The organism is Sporofaciens sp. SGI.106, assembly GCF_050314255.1.
GTDB lineage: Bacteria > Bacillota > Clostridia > Lachnospirales > Lachnospiraceae > Claveliimonas.
This window is the reverse complement of sequence record NZ_JBNPMZ010000018.1, coordinates 33284-57783: the sequence shown is the minus strand read 5'-3', so window position 1 is coordinate 57783 and position 24500 is coordinate 33284. Positions and strand designations below refer to the sequence as shown.

General features: G+C 43.3%; 21 protein-coding genes. 11 read left to right on the top strand and 10 right to left on the bottom strand.

Going from position 1 to position 24500, the window contains the following annotated elements; genetic code table 11:
- Window positions 1-2150, bottom strand: a 2150-nt coding sequence (locus ACQRCC_RS12245) for a Tex family protein (protein WP_427851067.1), incomplete at its 3' end; no start/stop codon positions are given.
- A 191-nt stretch (window positions 2151-2341) separates the two neighbouring features.
- Between ACQRCC_RS12245 and ACQRCC_RS12240 the strand changes: the two genes are divergently transcribed.
- From ACQRCC_RS12240 to ACQRCC_RS12210, 7 genes are all read left to right on the top strand, one after another.
- Window positions 2342-2944 carry a TetR/AcrR family transcriptional regulator gene (locus ACQRCC_RS12240; RefSeq protein WP_427851066.1) on the top strand — a complete coding sequence of 201 codons (603 nt, stop codon included), beginning with the start codon at window positions 2342-2344 and terminating at the stop codon, window positions 2942-2944.
- Window positions 2945-3378: 434 nt separating this feature from the next.
- Window positions 3379-4437 (top strand): [FeFe] hydrogenase H-cluster radical SAM maturase HydE, encoded by a 1059-nt coding sequence (gene hydE, locus ACQRCC_RS12235; protein WP_427851065.1) that lies wholly within the window; start codon window positions 3379-3381, stop codon window positions 4435-4437.
- A gap of 48 nt (window positions 4438-4485) precedes the next feature.
- Window positions 4486-5907, top strand: coding sequence for a [FeFe] hydrogenase H-cluster radical SAM maturase HydG (gene hydG, locus ACQRCC_RS12230; RefSeq protein WP_427851064.1), 1422 nt, complete (start codon window positions 4486-4488; stop codon window positions 5905-5907).
- 102 nt (window positions 5908-6009) lie between these two features.
- Entirely contained in the window at window positions 6010-7242 is a 1233-nt protein-coding gene (gene hydF, locus ACQRCC_RS12225; RefSeq protein ID WP_427851063.1) for a [FeFe] hydrogenase H-cluster maturation GTPase HydF, read from the top strand.
- Window positions 7243-7432: 190 nt separating this feature from the next.
- Window positions 7433-8296, top strand: coding sequence for a pyridoxamine kinase (locus ACQRCC_RS12220; RefSeq protein WP_427851062.1), 864 nt, complete (start codon window positions 7433-7435; stop codon window positions 8294-8296).
- Window positions 8297-8327: 31 nt separating this feature from the next.
- Window positions 8328-8852, top strand: coding sequence for a TIGR04002 family protein (locus ACQRCC_RS12215; RefSeq protein ID WP_427851061.1), 525 nt, complete (start codon window positions 8328-8330; stop codon window positions 8850-8852).
- 30 nt (window positions 8853-8882) lie between these two features.
- Entirely contained in the window at window positions 8883-9479 is a 597-nt protein-coding gene (locus ACQRCC_RS12210) for a TIGR04100 family radical SAM protein (RefSeq protein ID WP_427851060.1), read from the top strand.
- A 45-nt stretch (window positions 9480-9524) separates the two neighbouring features.
- Here ACQRCC_RS12210 and ACQRCC_RS12205 read toward each other — a convergent pair whose 3' ends face one another.
- Complete coding sequence (locus ACQRCC_RS12205; RefSeq protein ID WP_427851059.1) at window positions 9525-9809, bottom strand: hypothetical protein; 285 nt, start codon at window positions 9807-9809, stop codon at window positions 9525-9527.
- A gap of 38 nt (window positions 9810-9847) precedes the next feature.
- Window positions 9848-10480: an endonuclease III domain-containing protein gene (locus tag ACQRCC_RS12200; protein WP_427851058.1), complete on the bottom strand. Its 633-nt coding sequence runs from the start codon at window positions 10478-10480 to the stop codon at window positions 9848-9850.
- A gap of 182 nt (window positions 10481-10662) precedes the next feature.
- Between ACQRCC_RS12200 and ACQRCC_RS12195 the strand changes: the two genes are divergently transcribed.
- Window positions 10663-11532 (top strand): LysR family transcriptional regulator, encoded by an 870-nt coding sequence (locus tag ACQRCC_RS12195; RefSeq protein WP_427851057.1) that lies wholly within the window; start codon window positions 10663-10665, stop codon window positions 11530-11532.
- A gap of 412 nt (window positions 11533-11944) precedes the next feature.
- Here ACQRCC_RS12195 and ACQRCC_RS12190 read toward each other — a convergent pair whose 3' ends face one another.
- Window positions 11945-12412, bottom strand: coding sequence for an HAD family hydrolase (locus ACQRCC_RS12190; RefSeq protein WP_427851056.1), 468 nt, complete (start codon window positions 12410-12412; stop codon window positions 11945-11947).
- A gap of 42 nt (window positions 12413-12454) precedes the next feature.
- Window positions 12455-14584, bottom strand: coding sequence for a glycogen debranching protein (locus ACQRCC_RS12185; RefSeq protein ID WP_427851055.1), 2130 nt, complete (start codon window positions 14582-14584; stop codon window positions 12455-12457).
- A 153-nt stretch (window positions 14585-14737) separates the two neighbouring features.
- Here ACQRCC_RS12185 and mgrA point away from each other — a divergent pair, with 153 nt between their 5' ends.
- Window positions 14738-15730 carry an L-glyceraldehyde 3-phosphate reductase gene (gene mgrA / locus ACQRCC_RS12180; protein WP_427851054.1) on the top strand — a complete coding sequence of 331 codons (993 nt, stop codon included), beginning with the start codon at window positions 14738-14740 and terminating at the stop codon, window positions 15728-15730.
- 155 nt (window positions 15731-15885) lie between these two features.
- Here mgrA and ACQRCC_RS12175 read toward each other — a convergent pair whose 3' ends face one another.
- The gene (locus ACQRCC_RS12175; RefSeq protein WP_427851053.1) at window positions 15886-17661 is read right to left on the bottom strand and encodes an AAA family ATPase; all 1776 of its coding nucleotides are present in this window, start codon (window positions 17659-17661) and stop codon (window positions 15886-15888) included.
- Window positions 17662-17980: 319 nt separating this feature from the next.
- On the opposite strand from ACQRCC_RS12175, the gene ACQRCC_RS12170 reads away from it, so the two are divergent.
- Window positions 17981-19285 (top strand): glycosyltransferase, encoded by a 1305-nt coding sequence (locus ACQRCC_RS12170; protein WP_427851052.1) that lies wholly within the window; start codon window positions 17981-17983, stop codon window positions 19283-19285.
- Window positions 19286-19381: 96 nt separating this feature from the next.
- On the opposite strand, the gene ACQRCC_RS12165 is transcribed toward ACQRCC_RS12170, so the two are convergent.
- Both ACQRCC_RS12165 and ACQRCC_RS12160 read right to left on the bottom strand, forming a co-directional pair.
- Window positions 19382-19630 (bottom strand): hypothetical protein, encoded by a 249-nt coding sequence (locus ACQRCC_RS12165; RefSeq protein ID WP_427851051.1) that lies wholly within the window; start codon window positions 19628-19630, stop codon window positions 19382-19384.
- A 133-nt stretch (window positions 19631-19763) separates the two neighbouring features.
- Window positions 19764-20273 carry an Rpn family recombination-promoting nuclease/putative transposase gene (locus ACQRCC_RS12160; protein WP_427851050.1) on the bottom strand — a complete coding sequence of 170 codons (510 nt, stop codon included), beginning with the start codon at window positions 20271-20273 and terminating at the stop codon, window positions 19764-19766.
- 612 nt (window positions 20274-20885) lie between these two features.
- Between ACQRCC_RS12160 and ACQRCC_RS12155 the strand changes: the two genes are divergently transcribed.
- Window positions 20886-22217 (top strand): EAL domain-containing protein, encoded by a 1332-nt coding sequence (locus tag ACQRCC_RS12155; RefSeq protein WP_427851049.1) that lies wholly within the window; start codon window positions 20886-20888, stop codon window positions 22215-22217.
- Between the two features lie 29 nt (window positions 22218-22246).
- Here the strand turns inward: ACQRCC_RS12155 and ACQRCC_RS12150 are convergent, their stop codons facing one another.
- Together ACQRCC_RS12150 and ACQRCC_RS12145 are read right to left on the bottom strand one after the other, a co-directional pair.
- Window positions 22247-23239 (bottom strand): helix-turn-helix transcriptional regulator, encoded by a 993-nt coding sequence (locus tag ACQRCC_RS12150; protein ID WP_427851048.1) that lies wholly within the window; start codon window positions 23237-23239, stop codon window positions 22247-22249.
- A 299-nt stretch (window positions 23240-23538) separates the two neighbouring features.
- Window positions 23539-24438, bottom strand: coding sequence for an AraC family transcriptional regulator (locus ACQRCC_RS12145; RefSeq protein WP_427851047.1), 900 nt, complete (start codon window positions 24436-24438; stop codon window positions 23539-23541).
- Window positions 24439-24500 lie beyond the last annotated feature (62 nt).

The following is a 24500-nucleotide window of genomic DNA, read 5'->3' as shown; positions in this document are numbered from 1 at the left end:
ATTCCTTTCATAGTGAGCTGAATCCTCTTCTTTTTCAGATCCACACTCATAACCTTCACATCCACAATATCTCCCACGCTTACAACTTCCAGCGGATGCTTAATGAATTTTTTATCCGTGATCTCGGAAATATGTACCAGTCCGTCCTGATGTACTCCTATATCCACAAATACACCAAAATCGATGACATTGCGGACCGTTCCTTTGAGGATCATTCCCTCTTTCAGGTCCTTCATCTCCAATACATCTGTCCTGAGAATCGGCTTTGGCATCTCGTCACGAGGGTCACGGGCAGGTTTTTCCAGTTCCTTTACAATATCCCGGAGCGTAATTTCACCGATTTCCAGCTCCTGCGCCAGTTTTTTGTAATCTTTAATGGTAAGGGAAAGCCCTACAAGCTTACCTCCCGCAATATCATTGACTGAAAATCCCTGCTTTTTAAGCAGCTTTTCTGCCGCTTCATAGGATTCCGGATGTACACTGGTTCCGTCTAACGGATTTTCTCCGCCCTGGATTCTCATGAATCCGGCACACTGCTCGAACGCCTTTGGTCCAAGCTTTGCCACCTTCAGAAGCTGCTTTCGATTCGTAAATCTGCCGTTTTCCTCCCGGTACTCCACGATATTCTTTGCAATCGTTCCGGAAATACCCGAAATATAGGAAAGAAGCGGAGCTGATGCAGTGTTCAGATCCACACCTACTTTATTCACGCAATCTTCTACCACACCGGAAAGCGTATCGCTTAATTTCTTCTGATTCATATCATGCTGATACTGACCGACACCGATGGATTTCGGATCGATCTTAACCAGCTCTGCCAGCGGATCCTGCAGCCTTCTTGCTATAGATGCCGCACTCCTCTGTCCCACGTCAAACTTCGGGAACTCCTCCGATGCCAGTTTACTTGCGGAATATACCGATGCTCCTGCTTCATTTACAATCACATACTGTACTTTTTCCGGAATCTCCTTCAAAAGCTCTACAATAAACTGTTCCGATTCTCTGGATGCAGTTCCATTTCCCAGGGAAATCAGTGTAATATTGTATTTTGGAATGATTTTCTTCAGCAAATCCTTCGATGCCTGAATCTTCTGAGGTGTCGTCGGGGCTGTCGGATAAATAACCGTCGTTCCGATTACCTTTCCGGTAGGATTGACCACTGCAAGCTTACATCCGGTACGGAATGCCGGGTCCCATCCAAGAACCGTCTGTCCCACAATCGGAGGCTGCATCAGAAGCTGTTCCAGATTTTTTCCGAATACGGCAATCGCTCCATCCTCCGCCTTTTCGGTAAGATCGTTACGGATTTCCCTCTCAATTGCCGGTGCAATCAAACGCTTATAGCTGTCCTCCACCGCTTCCTTAAGCGCAGGTGTCGTATAAGGATTATCCGTATGAATCGTCTTCTTCTCCAGATAACGGATAATATCCTCCTCCGGTGCCTGGATCTTGACCGTCAGGAATTTCTCCTTCTCTCCACGGTTCAGTGCCAGTGTTCTGTGCCCTGCAAGCTTTGTCACCGGCTCCTCAAAATCATAATACATCTCATAGACAGATTCTGCCTCTTCATCCTTAGCAGTAGAGATTACCTTACCCTTTTTCATCGTCGTATTTCGAATCCAGCTTCTGTAATCCGCCTCATCTGAAATGCTCTCCGCGATAATATCTCTTGCTCCTGCAATTGCCTCCTTCACATCCTTGACATCCTTCTCCGGATTTACATACTCCTGTGCCAGTTCCTCCAGAGGACGTTTCGCATTCTGAAGCGTAATCAGCGCCGCCAGCGGCTCCAGACCCTTTTCCTTTGCAATGGTCGCACGGGTTCTTCTCTTTGGACGGTAAGGGCGATACAGGTCTTCCACTACAACCAGAGTCTCCGCAGCCGTAATCTGCGCCCGCAGCTCCTCCGTCAATTTTCCCTGCTCCTCGATACTGGAAAGAACCTGCTCCTTCTTCTCCTCCAGATTCCGCAGATAAGTCAGACGTTCGAATAATTTACGAAGCTGCTCATCATCCAGTGTTCCCGTTGCCTCTTTCCGGTAACGGGCAATAAAAGGAATCGTGTTCCCCTCATCTATTAATTTGACAGCTGCATCCACCTGCCATCTCTTCACATTCAGTTCTTCTGTGATTTTCTGATTAATATCCATGCTTAAATTCCTTTCTTTTCTCTTTAGCATTCAGCATCTATTATATCGGAACCACACAGTTTTCGCAACGGTGAATGACAGACACAATATTTTCGCAGATTAATTATAGAGTCTGCTCTGTTTTCTTGAATCTCATTCCAAAATGTGTTATAGTTAAAAAACATCAATATTTAAAAAGGGAGTACAGCATAATGGGAGATATACAGGAGCTGTCCAAACAGCAGCAAAAATCAAAAGAAACAAAAGGACGCATTTTTCGTGCAGCCAAAACGATTCTGCAGGAAAAAGGCTATGAAGCCCTTTCCATAAAAAATATCTGTGAAGAAGCCGGAGTATCCAACGGCAGTTTTTATCATCATTTCAAAACCAAAGACGATCTGCTTTCCTACTATATTGAAGAGCAGCCCAGCATCAATCCGGATCTTCTGGCACTTCCGGAGGATAGTGAAGAAGCCAAAACCGCCATCATTCACGTATACCTGAATTACGTAAGCTATTGCCGGGAACTTGGCCTGACCTTCATTTCCAATTATTACACGCCAAAAAATCAGTCTCTGAATCCAAATATCCGTACCGAACGGCCTTATCCTATCGTAACGGTGCACAATTATATTCAAAAGGCTGTGGATGCAGGTGTGGTAAAATTGAAACAATCCCTGGAGGACATTACTACAGATATCCGTATGATTGTTATCGGAAATGTATTTGAATGGTGTCTGAAAGATGGAGAGGCAGATTTTGAAGGAAATATGAGACGTTCTCTCCAGGCATATCTGGATGGAGTATTTTATTAATTCTCGACAACAAAAAAACTTTCAGGCAAGCGAACCTGAAAGTTTTTTCTTAGAAGGGAATTTTGCATCTCTGCTTTCAATAATATCTTTTGACTATATTATATCCACACTTGTTCCATTTGGCAAATTGCTTATTTTAATATAAGAGTCTTATATATAGATAAAATCTATATATCGCATATTTTATGATAAAAATCACGCAATCCTGTCAAAAAATAAACTTTTATTGAGCAATATTCCTCCCTGTGCTATGATAAAGAAAACGTACTGACTACAAAGGGGTTGCCCCTGCGTAATAAGGCGCATTCGGAATACTATTATTTTGTCTGTATTATGCTGATTTGTATCACATTTACAGAATTTGTCCTGCGTCTTTTTATAAGGCGCATTTTTTTATCCCTGCGGAGAAGAGACTCATTTTACGGAGGTGATTCATGAAAAAACTGATTGATAAACTGAAAAAGGAACGGCATCTGGAACAATCAGAGTGGACCGACCTGATTGAACACCGAACACCGGAGCTTGCTGACTATCTGTTTGAACAGGCAAGGGAAATCCGCCATGCTCATTACGGACACGACATCTATATCCGTGGATTGATTGAATTCACCAATTACTGCCGGAACGACTGCTTCTACTGCGGTATTCAAAGAAGCAACACCCATATTTGCCGCTATCGATTGTCGGAAGATACCATTCTGGATTGCTGCCGAAGTGGCTATGAGCTTGGATTTCGCACCTTCGTCCTTCAGGGAGGGGAAGACGCATATTATACAGATGAACGCATGGTTCATTTGATCAGAGAGATAAAGTCTTTATTTCCTGACTGTGCACTCACTCTTTCCATTGGAGAAAAATCCGAAGATTCCTATCGTAAATTCTACGAAGCCGGGGCTGACCGCTATCTTCTGCGCCATGAAACTTTCAACCATGAGCATTACAGCAGGCTTCACCCGGCAGAATTATCTGCTGCCGAGCGCCAGAACTGCCTGTGGAATCTGAAGAAGATTGGTTATCAGGTGGGAACCGGATTCATGGTGGGCTCCCCCTGGCAGACCGCTACAAATCTGGCAGAGGATATGCTGTTTATCGAAAAACTCCAGCCTCACATGGTGGGAATCGGGCCGTTTATCCCCCATCATGACACCATTTTCGCAGGAGAAACTGCCGGAACATTAGAACTGACTCTTTTCATGCTGGGGCTTCTGAGGCTGATGCTTCCAAAGGTTCTTCTTCCTGCCACAACGGCGCTGGGAACGATTCATCCTCACGGCAGAGAGCTTGGCATTCTTGCGGGTGCTAACGTAGTCATGCCCAACCTGTCTCCCCGGGACAACCGGAAACAATACGCTCTCTACGATAACAAGATTGCCACAGGGGAAGAAGCCGCCGAGGGTAAAGAAAAACTGGTACAGCAGATGGAAGCAATCGGATATCACGTCGTTACCGCAAGGGGTGATTCTCTGATGTCAGCAGATCATTTACCAAAATAAAACAAATTTATTGAAAAGAAATATATAAATTTCAGGAGGAACAAAACAATGTATGATGTAAATTCAAAACACGCTGATGATTTTATTAATCATGAGGAAATTCTGGAGACTCTTGCGTATGCAGATGAAAACAAAAACAATCTGGAACTGATTGAGTCTCTGATCGAAAAGGCCGGAAAGAGAAAAGGACTATCTCATCGGGAGGCTTCTGTACTTCTTGCATGTGAGGACGAAGCAATGAATGAGAAGATTTTCCGCCTCGCAGAACAGATTAAGAAAGATTTCTACGGCAACCGAATCGTTATGTTCGCGCCGCTGTATCTGTCCAATTACTGTATCAACGGATGTACCTATTGTCCGTATCACATGAAGAACAAGCACATTGCCCGCAAGAAGCTGACGCAGGAAGAAATCCGCCGGGAGGTAATCGCCCTGCAGGATATGGGCCACAAGCGTCTCGCTCTGGAAGCGGGAGAAGATCCGGTACATAATACCATGGAATATTACCTGGATTCCATCAATACCATTTACAGCATCAAGCACAAGAATGGTGCAATCCGCCGTGTAAATATCAATATCGCTGCAACTACTGTCGATAACTACCGTCTGCTCAAAGAAGCCGGCATCGGCACTTACATTCTGTTCCAGGAGACCTACCACAAAGAAAGCTATCTGGAGCTCCACCCGACCGGACCAAAACACGACTATGATTATCACACAGAGGCTATGGACCGCGCGATGGAAGGTGGCATTGATGACGTAGGTATCGGCGTACTCTTCGGTCTGGACAAATACCGTTATGAATTTGCCGGTCTTCTGATGCACGCGGAACATCTGGAAGCTGCTTTCGGTGTAGGCCCTCACACCATCAGCGTTCCGAGACTCCGCAACGCGGACGACATTGATGCCTCTGCTTTCAGCAATGGTATTGACGATGACACCTTTGCAAAAATCGTTGCCTGTATCCGAATTGCAGTGCCATATACAGGAATGATCATCTCCACCCGCGAGAGCCAGAAAACCCGCGAACGCGTGCTTCACCTGGGTGTTTCTCAGATCAGCGGCGGTTCCAAGACCAGCGTAGGCGGCTACTATCAGCCGGAACCGGAGGAAGAAAAGTCCGAACAGTTCGATGTGGTAGATAACCGTACTCTGGATGAAGTGGTACGCTGGCTGATGGAAATGGATTATATCCCAAGCTTCTGTACTGCATGCTACCGTGAAGGCCGGACAGGGGACAGGTTCATGTCCTTATGTAAGAGTGGTCAGATCCAGAACTGCTGCCATCCAAATGCACTGATGACCCTGCAGGAGTACCTGATGGATTATGCTTCTCCGGAAACCAAGGCCATCGGTGATAAATTAATCGACAGAGAAATCCTGAATGTGCCAAACGAAAAGGCAAGAGCCGTTGTTACCGAAAATCTGCGGTTAATCCGTGAAAACAACCGCCGCGATTTCCGTTTCTAATTCAAGACGTACTTTGGAAACCCAGGGACGGGGAAGTTTCTCCCCGTCCCTCTTTCATTCATTCAGAAGCGCTGCCCGCGTTTCAAAAAAGGAGGACATCACATGAGCTTAAACAACACCCCTTCCGCAGACCGCACCCATATTGGAATCTTCGGCAGGCGAAATGCAGGAAAATCCAGTGTAATCAATGCTATTACCGGCCAGAATCTGGCCATTGTATCCGATGTGAAAGGCACTACTACCGACCCGGTCTTAAAGGCAATGGAACTCCTTCCCCTGGGACCTGTGGTCATGATTGATACTCCGGGGTTAGACGACGACGGAGAACTTGGAGCCCTGCGAATTCAGAAAGCCTATCAGGTTCTGAACAAAACGGATATTGCCGTTCTCGTTATCGACGGCTCCGTGGGAATGACGAAAGAAGACGAACGGATTCTGGCGAGAATCAAAGAAAAGGAAATTCCTTACGTTATTGTTATGAATAAGGCGGATATTGTCTCTGCATCCGCCCCCACCCCTGACACCGAAGCAAATGCAGCCATTGCTTCCATCCCTCAGGACCGCATCATCCGGGTGAGCACGGTTACCAATGAAAATATCTATGAATTAAAGGAACTGATCGCCAGACAGGCACCCAAAGAAGACGAAAGCAAGCGCATTGTAGGGGACCTGTTAAATCCTCTGGATCTGGCAGTCCTGGTAGTTCCTATTGACTCAGCTGCCCCAAAGGGAAGACTGATCCTTCCACAGCAGCAGACCATCCGCGATATTCTGGAAGCCGGTGCAATTCCTGTCGTTGCCCGGGAAAGTGAACTTCCCCAGGCACTTGCTTCCCTCAACAGGCAGCCAAAGCTGGTTATCACCGACAGTCAGGCATTTGAAAAGGTATCGAAAGACACTCCGGAGGAAATTCCTCTCACATCCTTTTCTATCTTATTTGCCAGATATAAAGGAAATCTGAAAACGGTAGTCCATGGTGCAAGAGCTCTCGACTCGCTGAAAGACGGAGATACGATTCTCATCTCCGAAGGCTGTACACATCATCGTCAATGTGAAGATATTGGCACAGTCAAATTACCCAACTGGGTCAGAAAACATACCGGAAAAGATCTGAATTTCGCATTCACCAGCGGCACAGAATTTCCACTGGATCTGTCACCTTATCAGCTGATCATCCACTGTGGAGGCTGTACATTAAATGAACGCGAGATGAAATACCGGTTAAAATGCGCGGAAGATGCAGGCGTTCCCATGACTAATTACGGAATCGCCATTGCACATATGCACGGTATCCTGGAAAGGAGCATCGCTCCCTTTATATCAGATGTAAGGTAACTTCCACATCTGATTTCATACACAGATGAAAGTCCAGTATCCATTTGGGGTATTGGACTTTTTTCTGTGTTGAAATACATTTTTACACAAACTGGACTGGTCAAATTTTACATATCTGGTATTTTTAAAAAGGTCACTCGGATGCTAATATAGGGAGCAAAGAAAATAAGATTAAAGTAAAGGATACATTATGAGGACGAAAAAAATAGCCGTAATTAATGATTTATCGGGATTTGGGAAGTGCTCTCTCACAGCTGCAATCTCTGCAATTGCCGCCATGGGCGTTCAGCCCTGCCCTCTTCCCACCGCCATCCTTACCGCCCAGACAGGATACCCCAGCTATTATCTGGATGATTATACAGATAAGATGGAACATTATCGTGTAGAATGGCAGAAAATGGGGCAGAAATTTGATGGCATTTATACCGGATTCGTGGCAAGTGAAGCGCAGATTCAGCAGATTTTCCGATTCATAGAGACTTTTGACACTCCGGATACCTTTTTACTGGTGGATCCGGTAATGGGAGATAACGGAAGAAAATACTCTCTGTTTACTCCGGCGCTTCTTCAGCAAATGAAAAAGCTGGCCACGCGCGCTGATATTATCACACCGAATCTTACGGAGCTGTGCCTCCTTACCGATACAGATTTTCAGGAAATAAGCAGTATAAATAATGTCAAAGAAATGATAACCCGTATACAGGAGCTGGCGGAAAGGTTTCTTGCCCGCGGACCAAAACATATTATCGTAACCGGTATTCATTTTACGGATGAAACAGGGACGAAACAGATGGGAAATCTGTATGTGACAGATTCAGGAAGTGAACTCTGTGCATTCCCATATATCGGAGGAAGCTATTCCGGAACCGGTGATCTATTTGCATCCTGTCTGGCTGCAGGAATTGCAAGGGGCGACGCCATACCGGATATCATCCGCATGACCGGAGATTTTCTGGAGCTTGCGCTGAAAGACTCCGTAGAGGAAGGCGTTCCGTCAAATGACGGAGTAAATTATGAAAAATATTTGTCACATCTGATGAATACACCAAAATAACAGAACACGACAAAAAGAAAGGATGAGACTCATGAAAAACAACAAACCAGTAACCTTATTAACAACCACCGGATTATTTGCAGCAATGATTACCCTGATGACTGCATATATCTGCCACATTCCATATGGTGCCAACGGCGGATACATTCATTTCGGAGATGCCCTGATTTACATGGCAGCCGTACTGCTTCCAAGACCATATGCTTTCGCAGCTGCGGCAATCGGCGGTGGACTGGCAGACCTGTTAACCGCACCTATGTGGGCACCGGCAACGATCATTATTAAAATGCTGATCACTCTGCCATTTACCAGCAAAGAGGGAAAAATCCTCAGGCCACGCAATGTGGCAGCACCGTTTATCGCAGCACTTATTTCCGCAACCGGCTATTATCTGGCAGAAGGAATCCTCTTCGGCTCCTTCATGTCACCAATCGCATCATTTGCAGGAAGCGCCGTACAGTCCGGAGGAAGTGCCATCATATTCCTGGCGCTTGCAACAGCATTGGATAAAGTGCACATCAAAGCAAAAACTCAGAAACTCCTGTTTCAGGAATAGTTGTCTCTGAAATAGAAAGGAACCAGAATCATGGCAGATATTTTATACACATATAAAAATCAGGTATATGCCAATATCACAAACAAATGCGACTGCAGCTGCAGATTCTGCATTCGAAGCCACGAAGACAGCGTCGGCGACGCAGAAACACTGTGGCACAAGAAAGACCCGACAGCCGAAGAAATAAAAGCCGCGATGGATGCCTTTGATTTCACCGGATATGAAGAACTGGTCTACTGCGGATACGGGGAACCGACCTGTGCACTGGATATATTGATCGAGACAGCAAAGTATGCAAAGGGAAAATATGGCGTTTCCATCCGCGTAAATACCAACGGACTTGCGAACCTCTATCATGGAGAAGATGTGATTCCGAAACTGGCAGAAGTCGTTGACTCCGTGTCCATCAGTCTGAATGCTCCTGACAGTGAAAAATATAATGAAGTCACACGACCGCAATTCGATAACGCATTTCAGGCACTTCTTGACTTTGCTGTCGAGGCAAAGGATGCTATTCCTTCCGTAAAGCTGTCCATTGTAGATGTACTTCCGGAAGAAGACATCGAAGCCTGTAAAAAACTATCCGAATCCCTGGGCGTTCCTCTTAGGATCCGAAAATACTCATAAAATCAGGCCACCGGTAAATCACAAAATACCGGTGGCCTTTATTGTCTATATCAGTCCGACGAAGAATAATTCGTAAAAGTCATCTTCTCCTTCCAGCATCGGAGAATTTTCTCCTCCGCCATTGGTACTCCGGCGCATGGAAGCGTAGAAATCTTCTCCTGCATTGATCAGATCCATTTCATAAATCTCATAACCCAGGTCTCTGCACACACGGCAGAACGCAGCCACCGGATCATCCTCATTCCTTGATGCGAGAAACTTCTTTCTCACCTCAGGATCGTGCAGTGCTTTTTTCTGTAACTCGTCCAACATTCCAACAATATCTGTCATAATCTTCCCGCTCCTTCCATGTCAACCTTTTCATCCTGCTATATCTTCTTTTTACAAATATCCGCCAGACAGCATCTGTCGCAAAATGGCTTTGTGCGCGCCGTGCATACATCTCTTCCATGATAGACCAGCCTGTGGCAGAAATCACTTCCCTCTTCCGGCGGAATCAATTTCCACAAAGCCATCTCTACCTTCTTTGGCTCTTTGATTCCATCCACGAGACCAATGCGGTTCACCAACCGGATACAGTGAGTATCCGTCACGATCGCAGGCTTTCCGAACACATCTCCCATGATCAGATTGGCACTTTTTCTTCCCACGCCCGGCAGCTTTAAAAGTGCATCAAAATCTTCCGGAACCTTTCCGCCATATTCATCCCGCAGCATCTTCATGCAGCCACTGATATCCCTGGCCTTACTCCTCCCCAGGCCACATGGGCGTACAATCGCTTCAATATCATCTACATCAGCCTCTGCCAGTGCCTCAATACTCGGATATTTTTCAAACAGGCCCTCTACTACTACGTTCACCCGGGCATCTGTACACTGGGCGGCCAGCCGAACACTGACCAAAAGCTTCCATGCCTGATCATAATCCAGCGTACAATCCGCATCCGGATATTCATCTTTTAACCGTTTGATTACTTCCAGTGCTAATTCTTTCTTTCTCATCTGTCTTCCTCTTTATAAAAATCAATTTTATCCTAATTTTATCACAAATGCTTTTTTTCATCTATGAAATTTTCACTGAATTTCTATACATTTTCAGCGAATTTCTATACATTATTCCCTTGTTTTTCCACACATCTCCGTGTAGTATAGAATCATAATCATTATCGAAAGGAAGACCCAGCGTGGATATCAAAAAACTCAGCGTACTGCTTACCGTTGCAGACCACGGTAATTTTACAAAAGCCGGAGAAGAACTTGGCTACACCCAGTCCGGCATTACTCATATGATGAAATCACTGGAAACCGAGGTTGGATTCCCCTTATTTAACAAAGGACATCACGGAGTGTCTCTCACTAAAGAATGCGAGGCGCTGTTGCCGTCTATCCGCAATCTTCTTTCCGCAAACGAAACCCTGAACCAGGAAATTTCCTTCCTAAAGGGAGCAAAACGCGGAACAATTAAGATTGGCTCTTACATCAGTTGCGCCATTCACTGGCTGCCTGAGATCATTAATAATTTTCAGAAACAATATCCGGATATTCTTTTCGAAATTGCCGAAGGCGATGAAGGAGAACTGGCAGACTGGGTAGAAAACAATAAAGTAGATATCGGATTTACAAGCTACCACAAAGGACAACCTTACCGTTTTATTCCGGTCTTCGACGATCCCATGTACGCAGTGTTTCCAAAGGGGCATCCCTTCACTGCTTATGACGAAATTCCGCTGACCTGGTACGAGGGCGTTCCTTTCGTAGTTTCAGAATACACTTATATTAACGAAGTATATAAGCTATTAAAAAACGCCGGTGTAAAACCCGACACAAAATACATACTGAGCAACGATTTTTCCATCCTGTCCATGGTGGAGCATAATCTTGGCATCAGTATTCTGCCCGGGTTAATTCTGAGAAACAGATCCGGAAACTTTGAAAAACGACCTCTGGTGCCCAGATCTTTCCGAAAACTCGGCATGGCTATCTCGTCCACCAAAGAATTATCACCCGCTGCGAAGATCTTTATTAAATACGCCCGGGAATACCTGCTAAGTTAATTGGGGACGTAGCAAAATGCATTTTGCTACGTCCCCAATTAACATTTGTGGTGTACCCATTTGTTCAAAACAAAAACCCCTCTCGCCAGATTGGTAGTGTCTGCGAAAGGGGTTTGGTAATTTCTTCACTTGTTCTATTAAAATTTTTTCTTATTTTACGTGTCCTTCACTCTGGAAAACATTTACAAATCCGTAAACTGCAACTACTGCAACTACTGCCCATCCAATCATGTCTATACCTCCCATAAATTCAAGCATTTCTCTTCTTTGTGACTTTAGTATAACTCCTTTTCAGCCACTTGTAAAATGATGATTTATTATCTTGACATGACAAATCTTCATGGTTCTAAACAGGATTTTTTCTTCTGTGTACAACCGGATTTTACTTTGTCGGCGAAGGCTTTTTTTCTTATTAGCCTCTCAGTGTTGCGATAACTCTTTTTGGGCTCACTGCGAATTCCAGTGCTTCTTCCATAGACCTTACACACACATCTGCCTCTCCTGCCAGTTTTGCATACATTCCTTCTGCATCCATTACCGCAACAGACATTCCGGCAATCCGGCACATCTCCATATCGTTGCGTCCATTTCCAATACAAATGCAATGCTGTGCTCCCAATGCCTTCACGATTTTCTCTTTTTCCTGTGCAGCGGCAGCAGAAGGGAATGTCTTGACTTCCACCGGAAGCAACCTGCATTCTCTGGCTGCGTTCCCATGAGTGTCAGCCGTCACAACATAAATTTGAAACTGTTTTGAAGCTTCTGTAATTCTTTTTCTTATACTTTCCGGAATAATTCCATCCCGCGCAATTGTTCCGTTGTAATCCAGCACCAGATATTTCAGGTCCAGCTCTTTATAACCAGGAATCTCGATCTTCATCTTTGTTTTCCATTTCTCTTAATTCTAATATTGATTAGGGTGTCAATACTCTCTCGCCGTAAATACAGCCACCGAACGCGGTCTCAGCACAAAGTTTCCGTCGATGCGCCTCTGTTCATGCTCCGGATAGCAATACCTTCCATTGCCATCGCCATAAGTATTCACATTCAGATACCATCTGCCCTTTATCTGAGGCAATGTGATCTCTACATCCTCCCAGTAGGTATTGACAGATACATATACCATATCGTCTCTGCCTTTTTCTCTGTCATATCCCGCAAAGCTGATAGAAAATGTTCTGGCATCTCTCGGAATATTCACATCTTCTGCATATACACCATGGGCCAGTAATGGTTCCATACCTAACACTGCATCAGGCAGTTTTTCTCTGATAATCCTGTGACGGTGACGAAAACCAATCATGAATTTACAAAATTCAAACAGGTCTCTGTTCTTATTCAAATAATTCCAGTCCAGCCAGGAATATTCATTATCCTGACAATAGCAGTTATTATTTCCATACTGAGTATTGCCAAATTCATCTCCGGCAAGAAACATTGGAGTTCCTCTGCTGCACATCAGCACAGCGAAAGCATTTCTTATCATCCGGTAACGTAGATTCAATACATCCTGATTATCCGTCTCTCCCTCAATACCACAGTTCCAGCTCCGGTTATCATTGGAACCGTCCGTATTATTCCAGCCATTCATCTCGTTATGCTTTTCATTATAAGCATACAAATCATAAAGAGTAAATCCATCATGGCAGGTAAGGAAATTCACACAGGAATTATATCCTGCATACTCGCCTTTATATTCCGAAGGATATCCGCCATACAGATCTCCGGAACCGGCAATACTCCATGCCGCATCCCATGCATTCCAGCAATCTCCCTTCAGAAATCCTCTGAGAGAATCCCGATATCTTCCATTCCACTCTGCCCATCGTCTGCTTGCCGGAAAGCTTCCCACCTGATACATACCGCCTGCATCCCATGCCTCCGCGATCAGTTTCACATTGCTGAGAACCGGATCGTTGGCCAGAGCTTCCAGAAGAGGCGGATTATTCAGTGGAGACCCATCTGCGTTACGTCCCAGAATACTGGCAAGATCAAATCGGAATCCATCCACGCGATAGCTTACCGTCCAATATCTCAGGCACTCCAGAATCATCTGACGAACCACCGGATGATTGCAGTTCAGCGTATTTCCACATCCGCTGAAATTGTAATAATTTCCATCCGGAGTCAGCATATAATATACATTATTGTCCAGACCTTTGAAACTGAACAGTGGTCCCTTTTCATTTCCCTCCGCAGTATGATTGAACACTACGTCCAGAATTACCTCGATTCCATTTTCATGAAGTGCCTTTATCAGCTCCTTTAATTCCTGCCCTTCTTTGTTATATTCAACAGCTGCTGTATAGCTGGTATTGGGTGCGAAGAAACTGACCGTATTATATCCCCAGTACTCCAAAAGCTTCTTTCCGTCCACCTCCCGTAAATTAAGGGTCTCATCGAATTCAAATATAGGCATCAGTTCAACTGCATTGATTCCCAGCTCCTTCAGATACGGAATCTTCTCTTTCAGACCTGCAAATGTTCCCTTATGCTGCACCCCGGAGGATTCATGGCGGGTAAATCCCCGCACATGCAATTCGTAGATAATCAAATCGCTCATACTGCGCTTCGACTGCGGCATCTCGCCCCAGTCAAATACATCTGCCACAACCCGGGCATGATAACTGTTCTTCTGTCTTTGCCCCCAGACACTCTGTCCAACAACCGCCTTGGCATAGGGATCGAGAAGCACTGCATTTTTATCGAATGTAAGTCCCTTCTCCGGACAGTTTGGCCCATCCACTCGGTAAGCGTATTCAAATTCTTCAATATCCAGACCGAATACGATCATGGAATAGACATCTCCGATTTTATACTCTTCAGGAAACGGTAGCACCGCATAAGGCTCCTGCTCCTCCCGATGAAAAATCAGAAGCTCGCAGGAAGTCCCTCCATGTGTATGAATTGTAAAATTCACTCCCAGCGGCAGTGCCGTTGCTCCATTGATATCAAACATCCCCGGCCGCACCGGAAAACCTGCAAGCTCTCCCATGGGTCTCGCAGAAACCGGATGCTTCGGTGTGTAGTATTTATGATGATAAGATTTCATTTTCAAGATCTCCTTTACATTATCCTCAGGTGCATTTTAACACATTCTCCGACAAAATAACAGATGGCAGACTTTTTGAAATTCCTGCTGTCAACCTTTACTTTTTCTCTATCTCTCCCTATACTGAAGGTAATACAAAGGAGGTATGTTCTTATGTACAAAGCAAACAACAACCGTTATCAAACAATGCAGTATAACCGCTGTGGAATCAGCGGATTAAAACTTCCCACCGTATCATTGGGCTTATGGCACAATTTTGGCGACAATGCCAGTTATGAAAACATGAAAGCTCTCTGTTTCACTGCCTTCGACCATGGTATTACACATTTTGATCTTGCGAATAATTACGGTCCCTCTCCCGGCAGTGCCGAGAAAAATTTTGGCATCCTGTTAAAAGAAAATTTTGCTTCTTACCGTGACGAACTGATCATCAGCACCAAAGCCGGTTATGACATGTGGGATGGTCCTTACGGCAACTGGGGAAGCCGCAAATATCTGATAGCCAGTCTGGATCAGAGCTTATCCCGTATGGGATTGGACTACGTTGATATATTCTATCATCATAGAATGGACCCTGACACTCCTCTTGAGGAAACCATGGGTGCACTGGATCAGATTGTTCGCAGCGGAAAGGCTCTCTATGTAGGTCTGTCCAATTATGATGGTCCTACTATGGAAAAGGCCTGTAAAATCCTTACAGATTTAAAATGTCCCTTCATCATCAATCAAAATTCCTACAATATTTTTAATCGTACCATTGAGCAAAACGGTTTAAAAGAAATGGCACGTAAGGAAGGAAAAGGCATTATTTCATTCAGTCCTCTGGCGCAGGGACTTCTCACCAATCGTTATCTCCATGGAATACCGGAAGACAGCCGTATTATGACAGACGGAAGATTTCTGAAGGAAGAAAAAGTGCATCAAAAAATGAAATCAATAGAAAACCTGAACCAACTTGCTCAGGAACGTGGGGAAACACTTGCTCAGATGGCTCTGAAATGGGTATTAAAAGATCACGATATCACCAGTGTCTTAATTGGGGCTTCCCGCCCGGAACAGATATTGGATAACCTGGAAGTTATGAACAGCGCAGATTTTACAGAAGAGGAATTGCGGTTGATTGACTCCTACTCTGTTGATCAGTAGCGTATGGATTTCTGTGACTAAAACGCTTAGTGAAGAAACTCTGAAAGCGAAACAGCTTAGGTTGATTGAACCTGACCATGTCAATCTGATACCTAAGCTGATCCGCTTTAATAACTAATTAAATATTTCAAAATCTGTTGTCGAACTGGAGTCATCTATCCAATCAATACTTCCTTCCCCTGGAACGCAAATCCATAACTTCGGATATGTTCCCTCGGAATTCCCCTTGCAACCAACTGCACTGCATACTTCTTTTCCTCAATCTGTTGTAATGCAGCCCGTACTGTATCCTCCAAAGTTGCCTCATCTTCCGGATCATGCACCTTAAATTCCAGGATAATCGCATCATCCTCCTTCGGATTTTTCGGCTCTATTACCACATCATATCTTCCAAACCCACTTTCCCGATTCGAGGTAATCACATATCTGCTCTGCAGATCCACAATCAACCCAAGTACAAAACCATGATAGAATCGCTCCGGTTCTTCCCCGGACGGTCGGTTACCCGTATCAAAGTAACTAAATATATTCAGTGCTACACGATTCATGTATGCATTCATAGCCTTCTTATCATCAACCAACATCGCCTTAATAAAATCATTGTAATCTGCTTTAGCAGGTTGAAACCATCCGCGCACCATATTACTGAACATTCGTTCTGCTTCATAATTGGTAAGAGTCAGTTCATACCTCGGTTCTTCTCCATTTTCAAACTGCTCCTCTCTCTCATAACTCAAAACCTTCAGATATCCACTTGCCAGCAACAAACTCCAGATTGCGGAATCATTATTATCCAACTGATTATACACAATCTGTTCATCAATCGGTGTCCACACCGCCTCTCCACGAAGCAGAATCTCAAAGCCTTCCTTAATACTCCTGTCGCCTTCTCTGATAAGTTTACCCACAAGACTATTAGAACTAGTATTTTCGCGAAAGCAACGAGCCAAGTGGCTGCTTGCAGACATTTGGCGACTGCCCGCGACCTGAAGATGATAATCTTCAGGCGCCCAGTACGCAGCAATTTTGCCCGTATTTAGAAAATTCAGGATTGACCATGGATTATAAATATCCCTATGTTCTCCAAAAATAAATCCGTCATACCATCGTTTCACCTGCTCTTGTTCTCCAGAAAGACCACATTCCTCCAACGCTTCAAATACTTCTCTCTCCGTAAACCCAAAAGATGTTGCATATTTATCAGAAGTTGTAGTCACAACTTCTAAATTATTTAAATCCAAAAAAATAGATTCTTTACTGACACTGGTAATTCCTGTCATAATTGCTCTCTCTAACCACGGATTGGTCTTAAAAGCAGAATTGAACAGGCTTCTGGTAAAAGCTGCCAACTCCTTCCAATATCCGTCTACATATGATTCCTGCATAGGAGTATCATACTCATCCAGAAGAATAATCACCTTTTTGCCATAGTAACGGTATAAATAATTAGAAAGCAGGTAAAGCGAAGATGTTGCATCCGAGTTACTTATATTCTCTGCTAATATCCGGTCAAAATAGATTCTGTCCGCATCCGTAAGCACTTCACTATCTCTTAAAAACGAATACTTTATAAAGAGATTTCTTATAATTTCGCAAATTTTTGCTCTGGCATCTGTATAATTTACTTCTTTTACTCTGGCAAAAGACAGACTAATTACCGGATAGGTTCCCTGTAACTCCCGGTATTTTTTCTCCTCCCAGACAGAAAGTCCTTCAAACAGATATCCTCTGTTCGCATAATCCAATGAAAAGAATTGTTCCACCATACTCATATTCAAAGTCTTTCCAAAACGGCGCGGACGGGTTATTAATGTAACACTGTCTCCATTCTCCCACCATTCTTTAATAAAAGACGTCTTATCAACATAGAAATACTTCTTCTCGATTAAATCAGCAAAATCCTGAATTCCAATTGCTACAGTTCTTGCCATACTAGCCTCCCAATATAAATCTACTACACCTTTCAACTGTTCTTAGTGTATCAGTTAGCCTGTTATTTTACAATATTTCAAGAAGTTTACGCTATTTTTCAGAAGCTTCCTATGTTAGAATATATCAGATGAGGGATGACTCCCGCCTCTGTAGGCGGTGAGCAGCAATTATGTATCAGTGGCGGGTTTCAATCCCCATCTGATATACGCTCCGCGAGGATGCGCAGGAATTCGGATTGGAAATATGTCTGCTATGCAGACCCGAATTCCGCGCCAAGACTCGCGAGCGAGTCTTGAACGAAAAGGAGGTTGATAAAATATGAATCCGACCGTCAGCATTATTGTACCTGTTTATAACGCGGAAGCAACGATTTCCCGCTGTATCGAAAGCATTATTACACAGGAATATACCGATTTTGAGCTTCTGTTAGTAGACGACGGCAGCCGAGATGCTTCCGGCTCCGTCTGTGACCAGTACGCCGATAAGGATTCCCGTATCCGCGTAATACATAAAGAAAATACCGGTGTGTCCGATTCCCGGAATCAGGCGCTCGATCAGGCACGCGGTACCTTCATCCAGTTTCTGGACAGCGATGACTGGATCACCCCAAATGCCACCCGTCTGTTTGTAGACACTGCCACCCATTACCACTGTGATCTTGTAATTGCAGACTTTTACCGGGTCGTAGGAGAAAGAGTATCTGTGAAAGGCGATATTGAAGACGATTGTGTGATGACACAGGAAGAATTCGCCTCACATATGGTGGAAAATCCCGCAGACTTTTATTACGGCGTTCTATGGAACAAATTATTCCGCCGGGATATTATTGAAAAATACCATCTGCGCATGGATACAAACATCAGCTGGTGTGAAGATTTCATGTTTAACCTGGAATATATCCGCCATGCAGAGATTTTCTATGCACTGCAGATACCAATATATTACTACGTTAAAACAAAAGGCTCCCTTGCAAGCCAGGGAATGAATATTTCCAAAACCATCCGCATGAAGCTGATGGTCTTTGAGTACTACAATAATTTTTATAAACATGTACTGGATGAAGAGGACTATGAGAAAAACCGGCTACAGATCTACCGTTTCCTGATTGACGCCGCCGGAGACGGAACAGTTCCGCCTTCCATTCTCCCCGGCTCCAAGAAACTGGGAGAAGAACGCAGCCAGATTTCTGAAGCGGCACTGACAGCCGAAGGTATCCTCATGGATGAATACCGAAACCGAAAGCTTCTGGACTATTATCTGGAATCGGTTGCCCTGAAAAACAACCTGTCCCTTGCAGAAATACGACTCCTGCTCTGCCTGAACCAGCCGCACCAGAGCCATACCCGGAAAGAACTGGCCGACTTTGCCGGTCTGACACTTCGGAATCTGTCCGCTCTTCTTCAGAAGCTGTCTTCCAGGGGACTTATAAAAATGGACGTCCGACGCGGAAAGAAACCACTTTCCATCACTTTCCTTCCCGCTGCAGGTCCTGTCCTGAAGGAACTGGCAATTGCCCAGAACAACTACGATCAGGCAAGGTTTTCAGGATTTACAGATGAAGAGCTGATACAATACTCTGCTCTGTCCGAGAAAATAAAGCGGAATATGCAAAAAATCTTATAGCGAAATGTACGTCCAATAAAATGATGCGAGAGAACTCAAAAGCCCCGCTGACCAAGCCAGATGCTCAAAAGTTCTCCCGCATCTTTCTTTCGTTTTTCAATAACTTCTCTGAAGCTTCTCCATAATCTTATCAACGTCAAAATCCGGAGCAAACTCCTCTGCCGCGTCACTAATCCTCTGAATCGTATCTTCATCCTCTTCCAGCACATCTGCAATCTCCGACACGCTAAGCCCCTTCACAATTTTCTTACATACTAATTCGACTAATTGATACATTTTTCCTTCTTCTCTGCTAATCCGTCTTGTTTCCTGTACATCATATGCCTCAAAACTGTCAAATAACATTTCGAATTCCCTCCGCGTAATCTGATCGGTAAATTCTTCCACCTCCTTACGTGGAACATTCATCCGATATAGAAGGACGGCAATAATTTTACCGATTAATTTTAATAAATATTCTGGGGTGGCTTCTCCCAGATTATAAATCTGGAATATACTTTCCCAATGCATCACTTAAATACACGCGCTCTTTGAAGTTGCGCACCGCCGTCCATGTATCCGTCCCTTCATAATATACAATTGGCAAAATAGGCGGATACTTAAAATCCTTTGTTTTTGTAATACCGGGATACAGCTTTTCCTGTTCACTCTCATAGTCAGTCAATATCATTACTATATATCGCAACAACTTAAATGCCATATCATAATGAACCTTCGACTGATGTTCTATTACTGTGATAAGATATAACGCCTGCCCTTTTAAGTGAATTTTCTTAACAGAATCGGAGTCTCTTCCCTCTTGCCACATAGGAAGAAAACGTTCGGAAATATCCTCAATGTCCTCCGGATTAACATCTTTCAAAAGATCAATGTCCACGTATCCCCGTAAAAACTGGGCACATAAAATCGGATCATCAAAAATCAGTTTTGCCCCATTATCTCTCACTTCATGATTTTTTACGATCTGCTTTGTCTGAATAGTTGTCATGTGTTCTCCTTTCTACAGAATATATGATAGAAAACACAAACTAAACACTCCGGGCAAACATCATATCCAAATGCTTCAAATGTTTCTACTTAACATTATAGCATTCCGGCCGGAAATATCAACGTGACACCTATACATACATCCTGTCTTTCTTTTCAGATTTCATATACTTCATCAAAATTGAAATTCCCGCCGACTGGCAATGAAAATCAGAGCATGGAGTCTTCGAATACCTTGAGTAGAAACGACTCCGATTTGATGCATGGATAGTATAACATATGAAACATTAATTTTCAATACAAAAGCAGAAAACATACTTTTTACAGAATATTTCCTGCCCATATTTATCCACCCTCGGCGAAACTTTGATTTGATAATACATAAAGGATACTGTATAATTATTATATATGTCGCAGCTAAACCATCACATTGAGGAAACGTTATGAACATACAATTTCAGCTATGCGGTTTATGCATATTATTCTTATTAATTCTCTTTTATAAAAGTCATATGACACTTCAATTATACAAAGAAAAAGTGTTTTATGCAGTTTTATGCATTATAACAATCAGTCTGATCGGGGATGTTTTATTCTCTGGATGCTGATCTGGATGTCAAGTGCAATTCTCCAGTTTCTTAACAGTGCACTTCTGATTGTTGGATTTGCCAGTGCATTAGGTGTTCTGATCCTGTTTGTACTTATGGAAAATCCCGAGGCGAATCTGGAACGCCAGCTGGGATGTTTCAATTCCTACGCTTTGACTGAATATCTAAAACAGCTGTATGAACGTAAAATAGATTTTGCCGTTTTGGAAATTTCATTTGACAATACATTTCTTCTGGAAGAACAAAGGATTGATTCCAATGATATGCTGCGAAAAATCCTCCATCTTCTTGAGCGGGACATATTCGTATTCAAAAATGTCAATCTCAGCCTTGTGCTGATCAGTGAAACGGCAGACAAACTGGAAACTGCAGCAAAAGCACTTTTAGACAGTTATTTAAATACGGACTTATTTCAGAAAACAGCAACACTCGTATTAACTTCACAGACAGCGTCTTTTTCGGACATGGATGATCTGTTCCATTTTCTGTCCTTTGTCCGGACGCTAAATAAAGATAAACATGAAAAACTGATTTATGCTAACGAAGTAATGATTTCAAAGTATCAGGAACAATCCCTGATTGAGCAGGAAATTACAAATGCACTTCTGGAAGATCGTGTAGATGTTTATCTGCAGCCGATTTATTCCAATTTAAAGAAAAGTTTCAGTTCTGCTGAAGCTTTGGTTAGGATTTGCAGAAAAGATGGAAAACTTCTGTCCCCGGGACAGTTTATTCCAATAGCAGAAGAGAACGGACAGATAGTAGACCTGGGAGAAAGAGTCTTCGAAAAAGTATGTTATTATCTGAAAAACACTAACATTATTGCTCTTGGCATCCATTATATCGAAGTAAATCTTTCCGTTGTTCAATGTGAAGATCCAAATCTCTCAAAAAAGCTGATCTCCATTGTCCAAAAATATAAAGTCGATCCCGGACTGATAAATCTGGAAATTACTGAGACCGCATCCATCAACGCCCACAAAACACTCTTAGAGAATATGAATAATTTAATAGATTTCGGCTTCACATTCTCCCTGGATGACTTCGGGAAAGGAGAATCAAATCTAATGTATATCGTCGATATGCCCGTCTCAATTGTAAAGCTGGATTATGATATGTCAAAAGCTTTCTTCGCCTCTTTAAAAGCAAAGCAGGTCGTCAGAGCAGTCATCAGCATGGTTCATGGAATGGGACTAAAATTAGTAGCTGAAGGAATTGAAACGACGAACGAGGCTGAATTAATAGCAAGGGAAGGAATTGACTATATACAGGGATTTTACTATTCCAGACCTCTTCCCATACAGGATTTTTTGAATTTTTTACAAGCTCATCGTTAGAAAAGATAAAGGCTGTCAGGCCAATACCCTTAAATCTGGTACTGGTCTGATAGCCTTCTGATTTCCTTCTTCATCTGCTCCACGATCTTCTCCGGACCCACGACTTTCGCCCCCTCCCCAAGCGCCATCACCCAGGTCAGGAACTGCCCGCTGACAGCCACACGCACATTTGCCACAAAATGCCCTTCATCTTTGGGATACATCATAACATCCGTTCCGAACCGGTCAATAATAACACCTGCCAGCTTATTCTCACACTCCAGCTTTACCAGTTCTTCCTCACCGCCGAACATGCCGAACATCTTTCTGGCATATGCCCCCATATCAAACTGCCGGAAACGATCAATGCCCTCCCGGCTTTCTTTCGCAAGCGTAATATGAAGCATCTTATCGACACGGAAATGCTTGATCTTATCCTCTGCGCCATCAAAGGCAACCAGATAATAATTTTCATCGTTCCACGAAAGAGCCCACGGGCTCACCTGATATATTGCTCCGTTTCTTCGAAGCACCTGTTCCTTTTTCACATTCCAGTTAAAATATTGGAACTGTATCTGAACATTTTCCGCAATTGCCTGATGAATCTGATCCACATTGTAATAGATTCCCTCATTGAAGGTTTTAACTCGCTCCGTCACATAAACCTGACGATGAAGCTGAGATGCCTCATACTGGCTTGCCAGCCCTTCAATCTTTCGAATCAGTTCATTGGATTTCTTCGCTGTAATAAACTTGGCAGATTGCACAGAATCTACCAATAGCTTTAGTTCTGCAAGTTCAAACTGTCTGTTTCCAATGTAATAATAATATGTTTTATTCTCTTTTTCTCCGATAACATCTATCCCGTAAAGTCTTAAATTCTCAATGTCACTATAAATACTCTTCCGTTCTGCTTTGATATTATAGGCTTTCAGTGCCTCAATAATCTCCGGCATGGTAATCCGATGTGTTTCATCTGTCTTTTCCATCAGAATCTTCAACAGGTATAAAATCTTTAACTTCTGGTTATTGCCTTCAGCCATTATCCATTTTCCTCCGATACGGGCAGTATCTCCGGTCCGTTCCTGCCATATTTTAATCTTCCATAAACTCCCTATATTCTTCTTCACTTGCAAATAACATATATCTCCCGTCTACGTATCCCATGTACCCTGCCTGTGTAGAATAGCCTTTCATACTCTCTCCTCCATTTCAACTGACTATGTGTGTTTTTCTTTACTATAATCAGTGTACCAAAACAGGAGTACCAAAATACGGACTTACAATGTTATTCTATTATTTTTCTGCTCCTCAAACATTATATTTCCCTAATGCCTGTCAGCTACCTTTTCCGAAACATTCCCGGCGTCATTTTATACTTTTTCTTAAATAACCGGTTAAAATTCGACAGATTTCCAAATCCGCTCTGTTCCGCAATTTCCAGCACTGTAGCCTCCGTTGTACGAAGGGCATGAGCCGCCTTGCCCAGACGAAACTCAATCAGATAATTCCCGAAGCCCGTTCCTGTCATCTCCTTAAACCATCTCATAAAATGGCTTGTACTATACCCACACTCTGCAGCCACATCCTCTACAGTTATCTTTCCATCATAATTTTCTTCCATATAAGAAATGACGGACTTCATTTTTTCCATACTTTTATTTTCCAGACCATGATGTTTCTTTTCCCGGGACATTGCAAAAAGCTGCGAGAAAAACAGCTGGATATATCCTTTCACCCCCAGTTCGTATCCCCACGGTTTTTGATCAGAAAGAACATCTGCACTGTCTAAAAATCCACTGAGTTTTTCATACATCTTTTGCCCCCTCCTGATTCTAACAGGAAAGTACAACTTTTCCTCCAGAAGAGGCTGAAGGTATTTCTGACTACAGGCATCTACCACATCATTTCCCAGAAAACTTTTGTCAAAAATAATATTTTCATATTCCATCCGACTGTCTTCAAATTTTCTGAGTCCGTGAAGATGTCCCGGCAGCACGACAAAGATATCTCCGCTTTCTGCCTGAAAAGTGGAAAGATCAATCTGAATATACCCTGTTCCCTTTTTTACATAGATAATCTCAAAACTGTCCTGCCAGTGAAGAGGTACAAAAGAGAAATCCTGTGGAATGGTACACGGATAAACGGTATATGCGTACATAATATCAGAATGTTTCTTGGTTTCATAATAGGAGTCATATCTTGTTTTATCCATATTTCCCAATTTTTCAACATTTTTCATCTCCATATTCCTCCTTTCTATCTTCCTGCATGATAGGATTGTACAATAATTCAGTCGTATTA

What these genes read in the sequence shown, in the direction of transcription:
- ACQRCC_RS12240 (WP_427851066.1), top strand. Translation starts at nt 2,342, where the DNA reads ATGGGAGATATACAGGAGCTGTCCAAACAGCAGCAAAAATCAAAAGAA.
- hydE (WP_427851065.1), top strand. Translation starts at nt 3,379, where the DNA reads ATGAAAAAACTGATTGATAAACTGAAAAAGGAACGGCATCTGGAACAA.
- hydG (WP_427851064.1), top strand. Translation starts at nt 4,486, where the DNA reads ATGTATGATGTAAATTCAAAACACGCTGATGATTTTATTAATCATGAG.
- hydF (WP_427851063.1), top strand. Translation starts at nt 6,010, where the DNA reads ATGAGCTTAAACAACACCCCTTCCGCAGACCGCACCCATATTGGAATC.
- ACQRCC_RS12220 (WP_427851062.1), top strand. Translation starts at nt 7,433, where the DNA reads ATGAGGACGAAAAAAATAGCCGTAATTAATGATTTATCGGGATTTGGG.
- ACQRCC_RS12215 (WP_427851061.1), top strand. Translation starts at nt 8,328, where the DNA reads ATGAAAAACAACAAACCAGTAACCTTATTAACAACCACCGGATTATTT.
- ACQRCC_RS12210 (WP_427851060.1), top strand. Translation starts at nt 8,883, where the DNA reads ATGGCAGATATTTTATACACATATAAAAATCAGGTATATGCCAATATC.
- ACQRCC_RS12205 (WP_427851059.1), bottom strand. Translation starts at nt 9,809, where the DNA reads ATGACAGATATTGTTGGAATGTTGGACGAGTTACAGAAAAAAGCACTG.
- ACQRCC_RS12200 (WP_427851058.1), bottom strand. Translation starts at nt 10,480, where the DNA reads ATGAGAAAGAAAGAATTAGCACTGGAAGTAATCAAACGGTTAAAAGAT.
- ACQRCC_RS12190 (WP_427851056.1), bottom strand. Translation starts at nt 12,412, where the DNA reads ATGAAGATCGAGATTCCTGGTTATAAAGAGCTGGACCTGAAATATCTG.
- ACQRCC_RS12185 (WP_427851055.1), bottom strand. Translation starts at nt 14,584, where the DNA reads ATGAAATCTTATCATCATAAATACTACACACCGAAGCATCCGGTTTCT.
- mgrA (WP_427851054.1), top strand. Translation starts at nt 14,738, where the DNA reads ATGTACAAAGCAAACAACAACCGTTATCAAACAATGCAGTATAACCGC.
- ACQRCC_RS12175 (WP_427851053.1), bottom strand. Translation starts at nt 17,661, where the DNA reads ATGGCAAGAACTGTAGCAATTGGAATTCAGGATTTTGCTGATTTAATC.
- ACQRCC_RS12170 (WP_427851052.1), top strand. Translation starts at nt 17,981, where the DNA reads ATGAATCCGACCGTCAGCATTATTGTACCTGTTTATAACGCGGAAGCA.
- ACQRCC_RS12165 (WP_427851051.1), bottom strand. Translation starts at nt 19,630, where the DNA reads ATGTTATTTGACAGTTTTGAGGCATATGATGTACAGGAAACAAGACGG.
- ACQRCC_RS12160 (WP_427851050.1), bottom strand. Translation starts at nt 20,273, where the DNA reads ATGACAACTATTCAGACAAAGCAGATCGTAAAAAATCATGAAGTGAGA.
- ACQRCC_RS12155 (WP_427851049.1), top strand. Translation starts at nt 20,886, where the DNA reads ATGTCAAGTGCAATTCTCCAGTTTCTTAACAGTGCACTTCTGATTGTT.
- ACQRCC_RS12150 (WP_427851048.1), bottom strand. Translation starts at nt 23,239, where the DNA reads ATGGCTGAAGGCAATAACCAGAAGTTAAAGATTTTATACCTGTTGAAG.
- ACQRCC_RS12145 (WP_427851047.1), bottom strand. Translation starts at nt 24,438, where the DNA reads ATGAAAAATGTTGAAAAATTGGGAAATATGGATAAAACAAGATATGAC.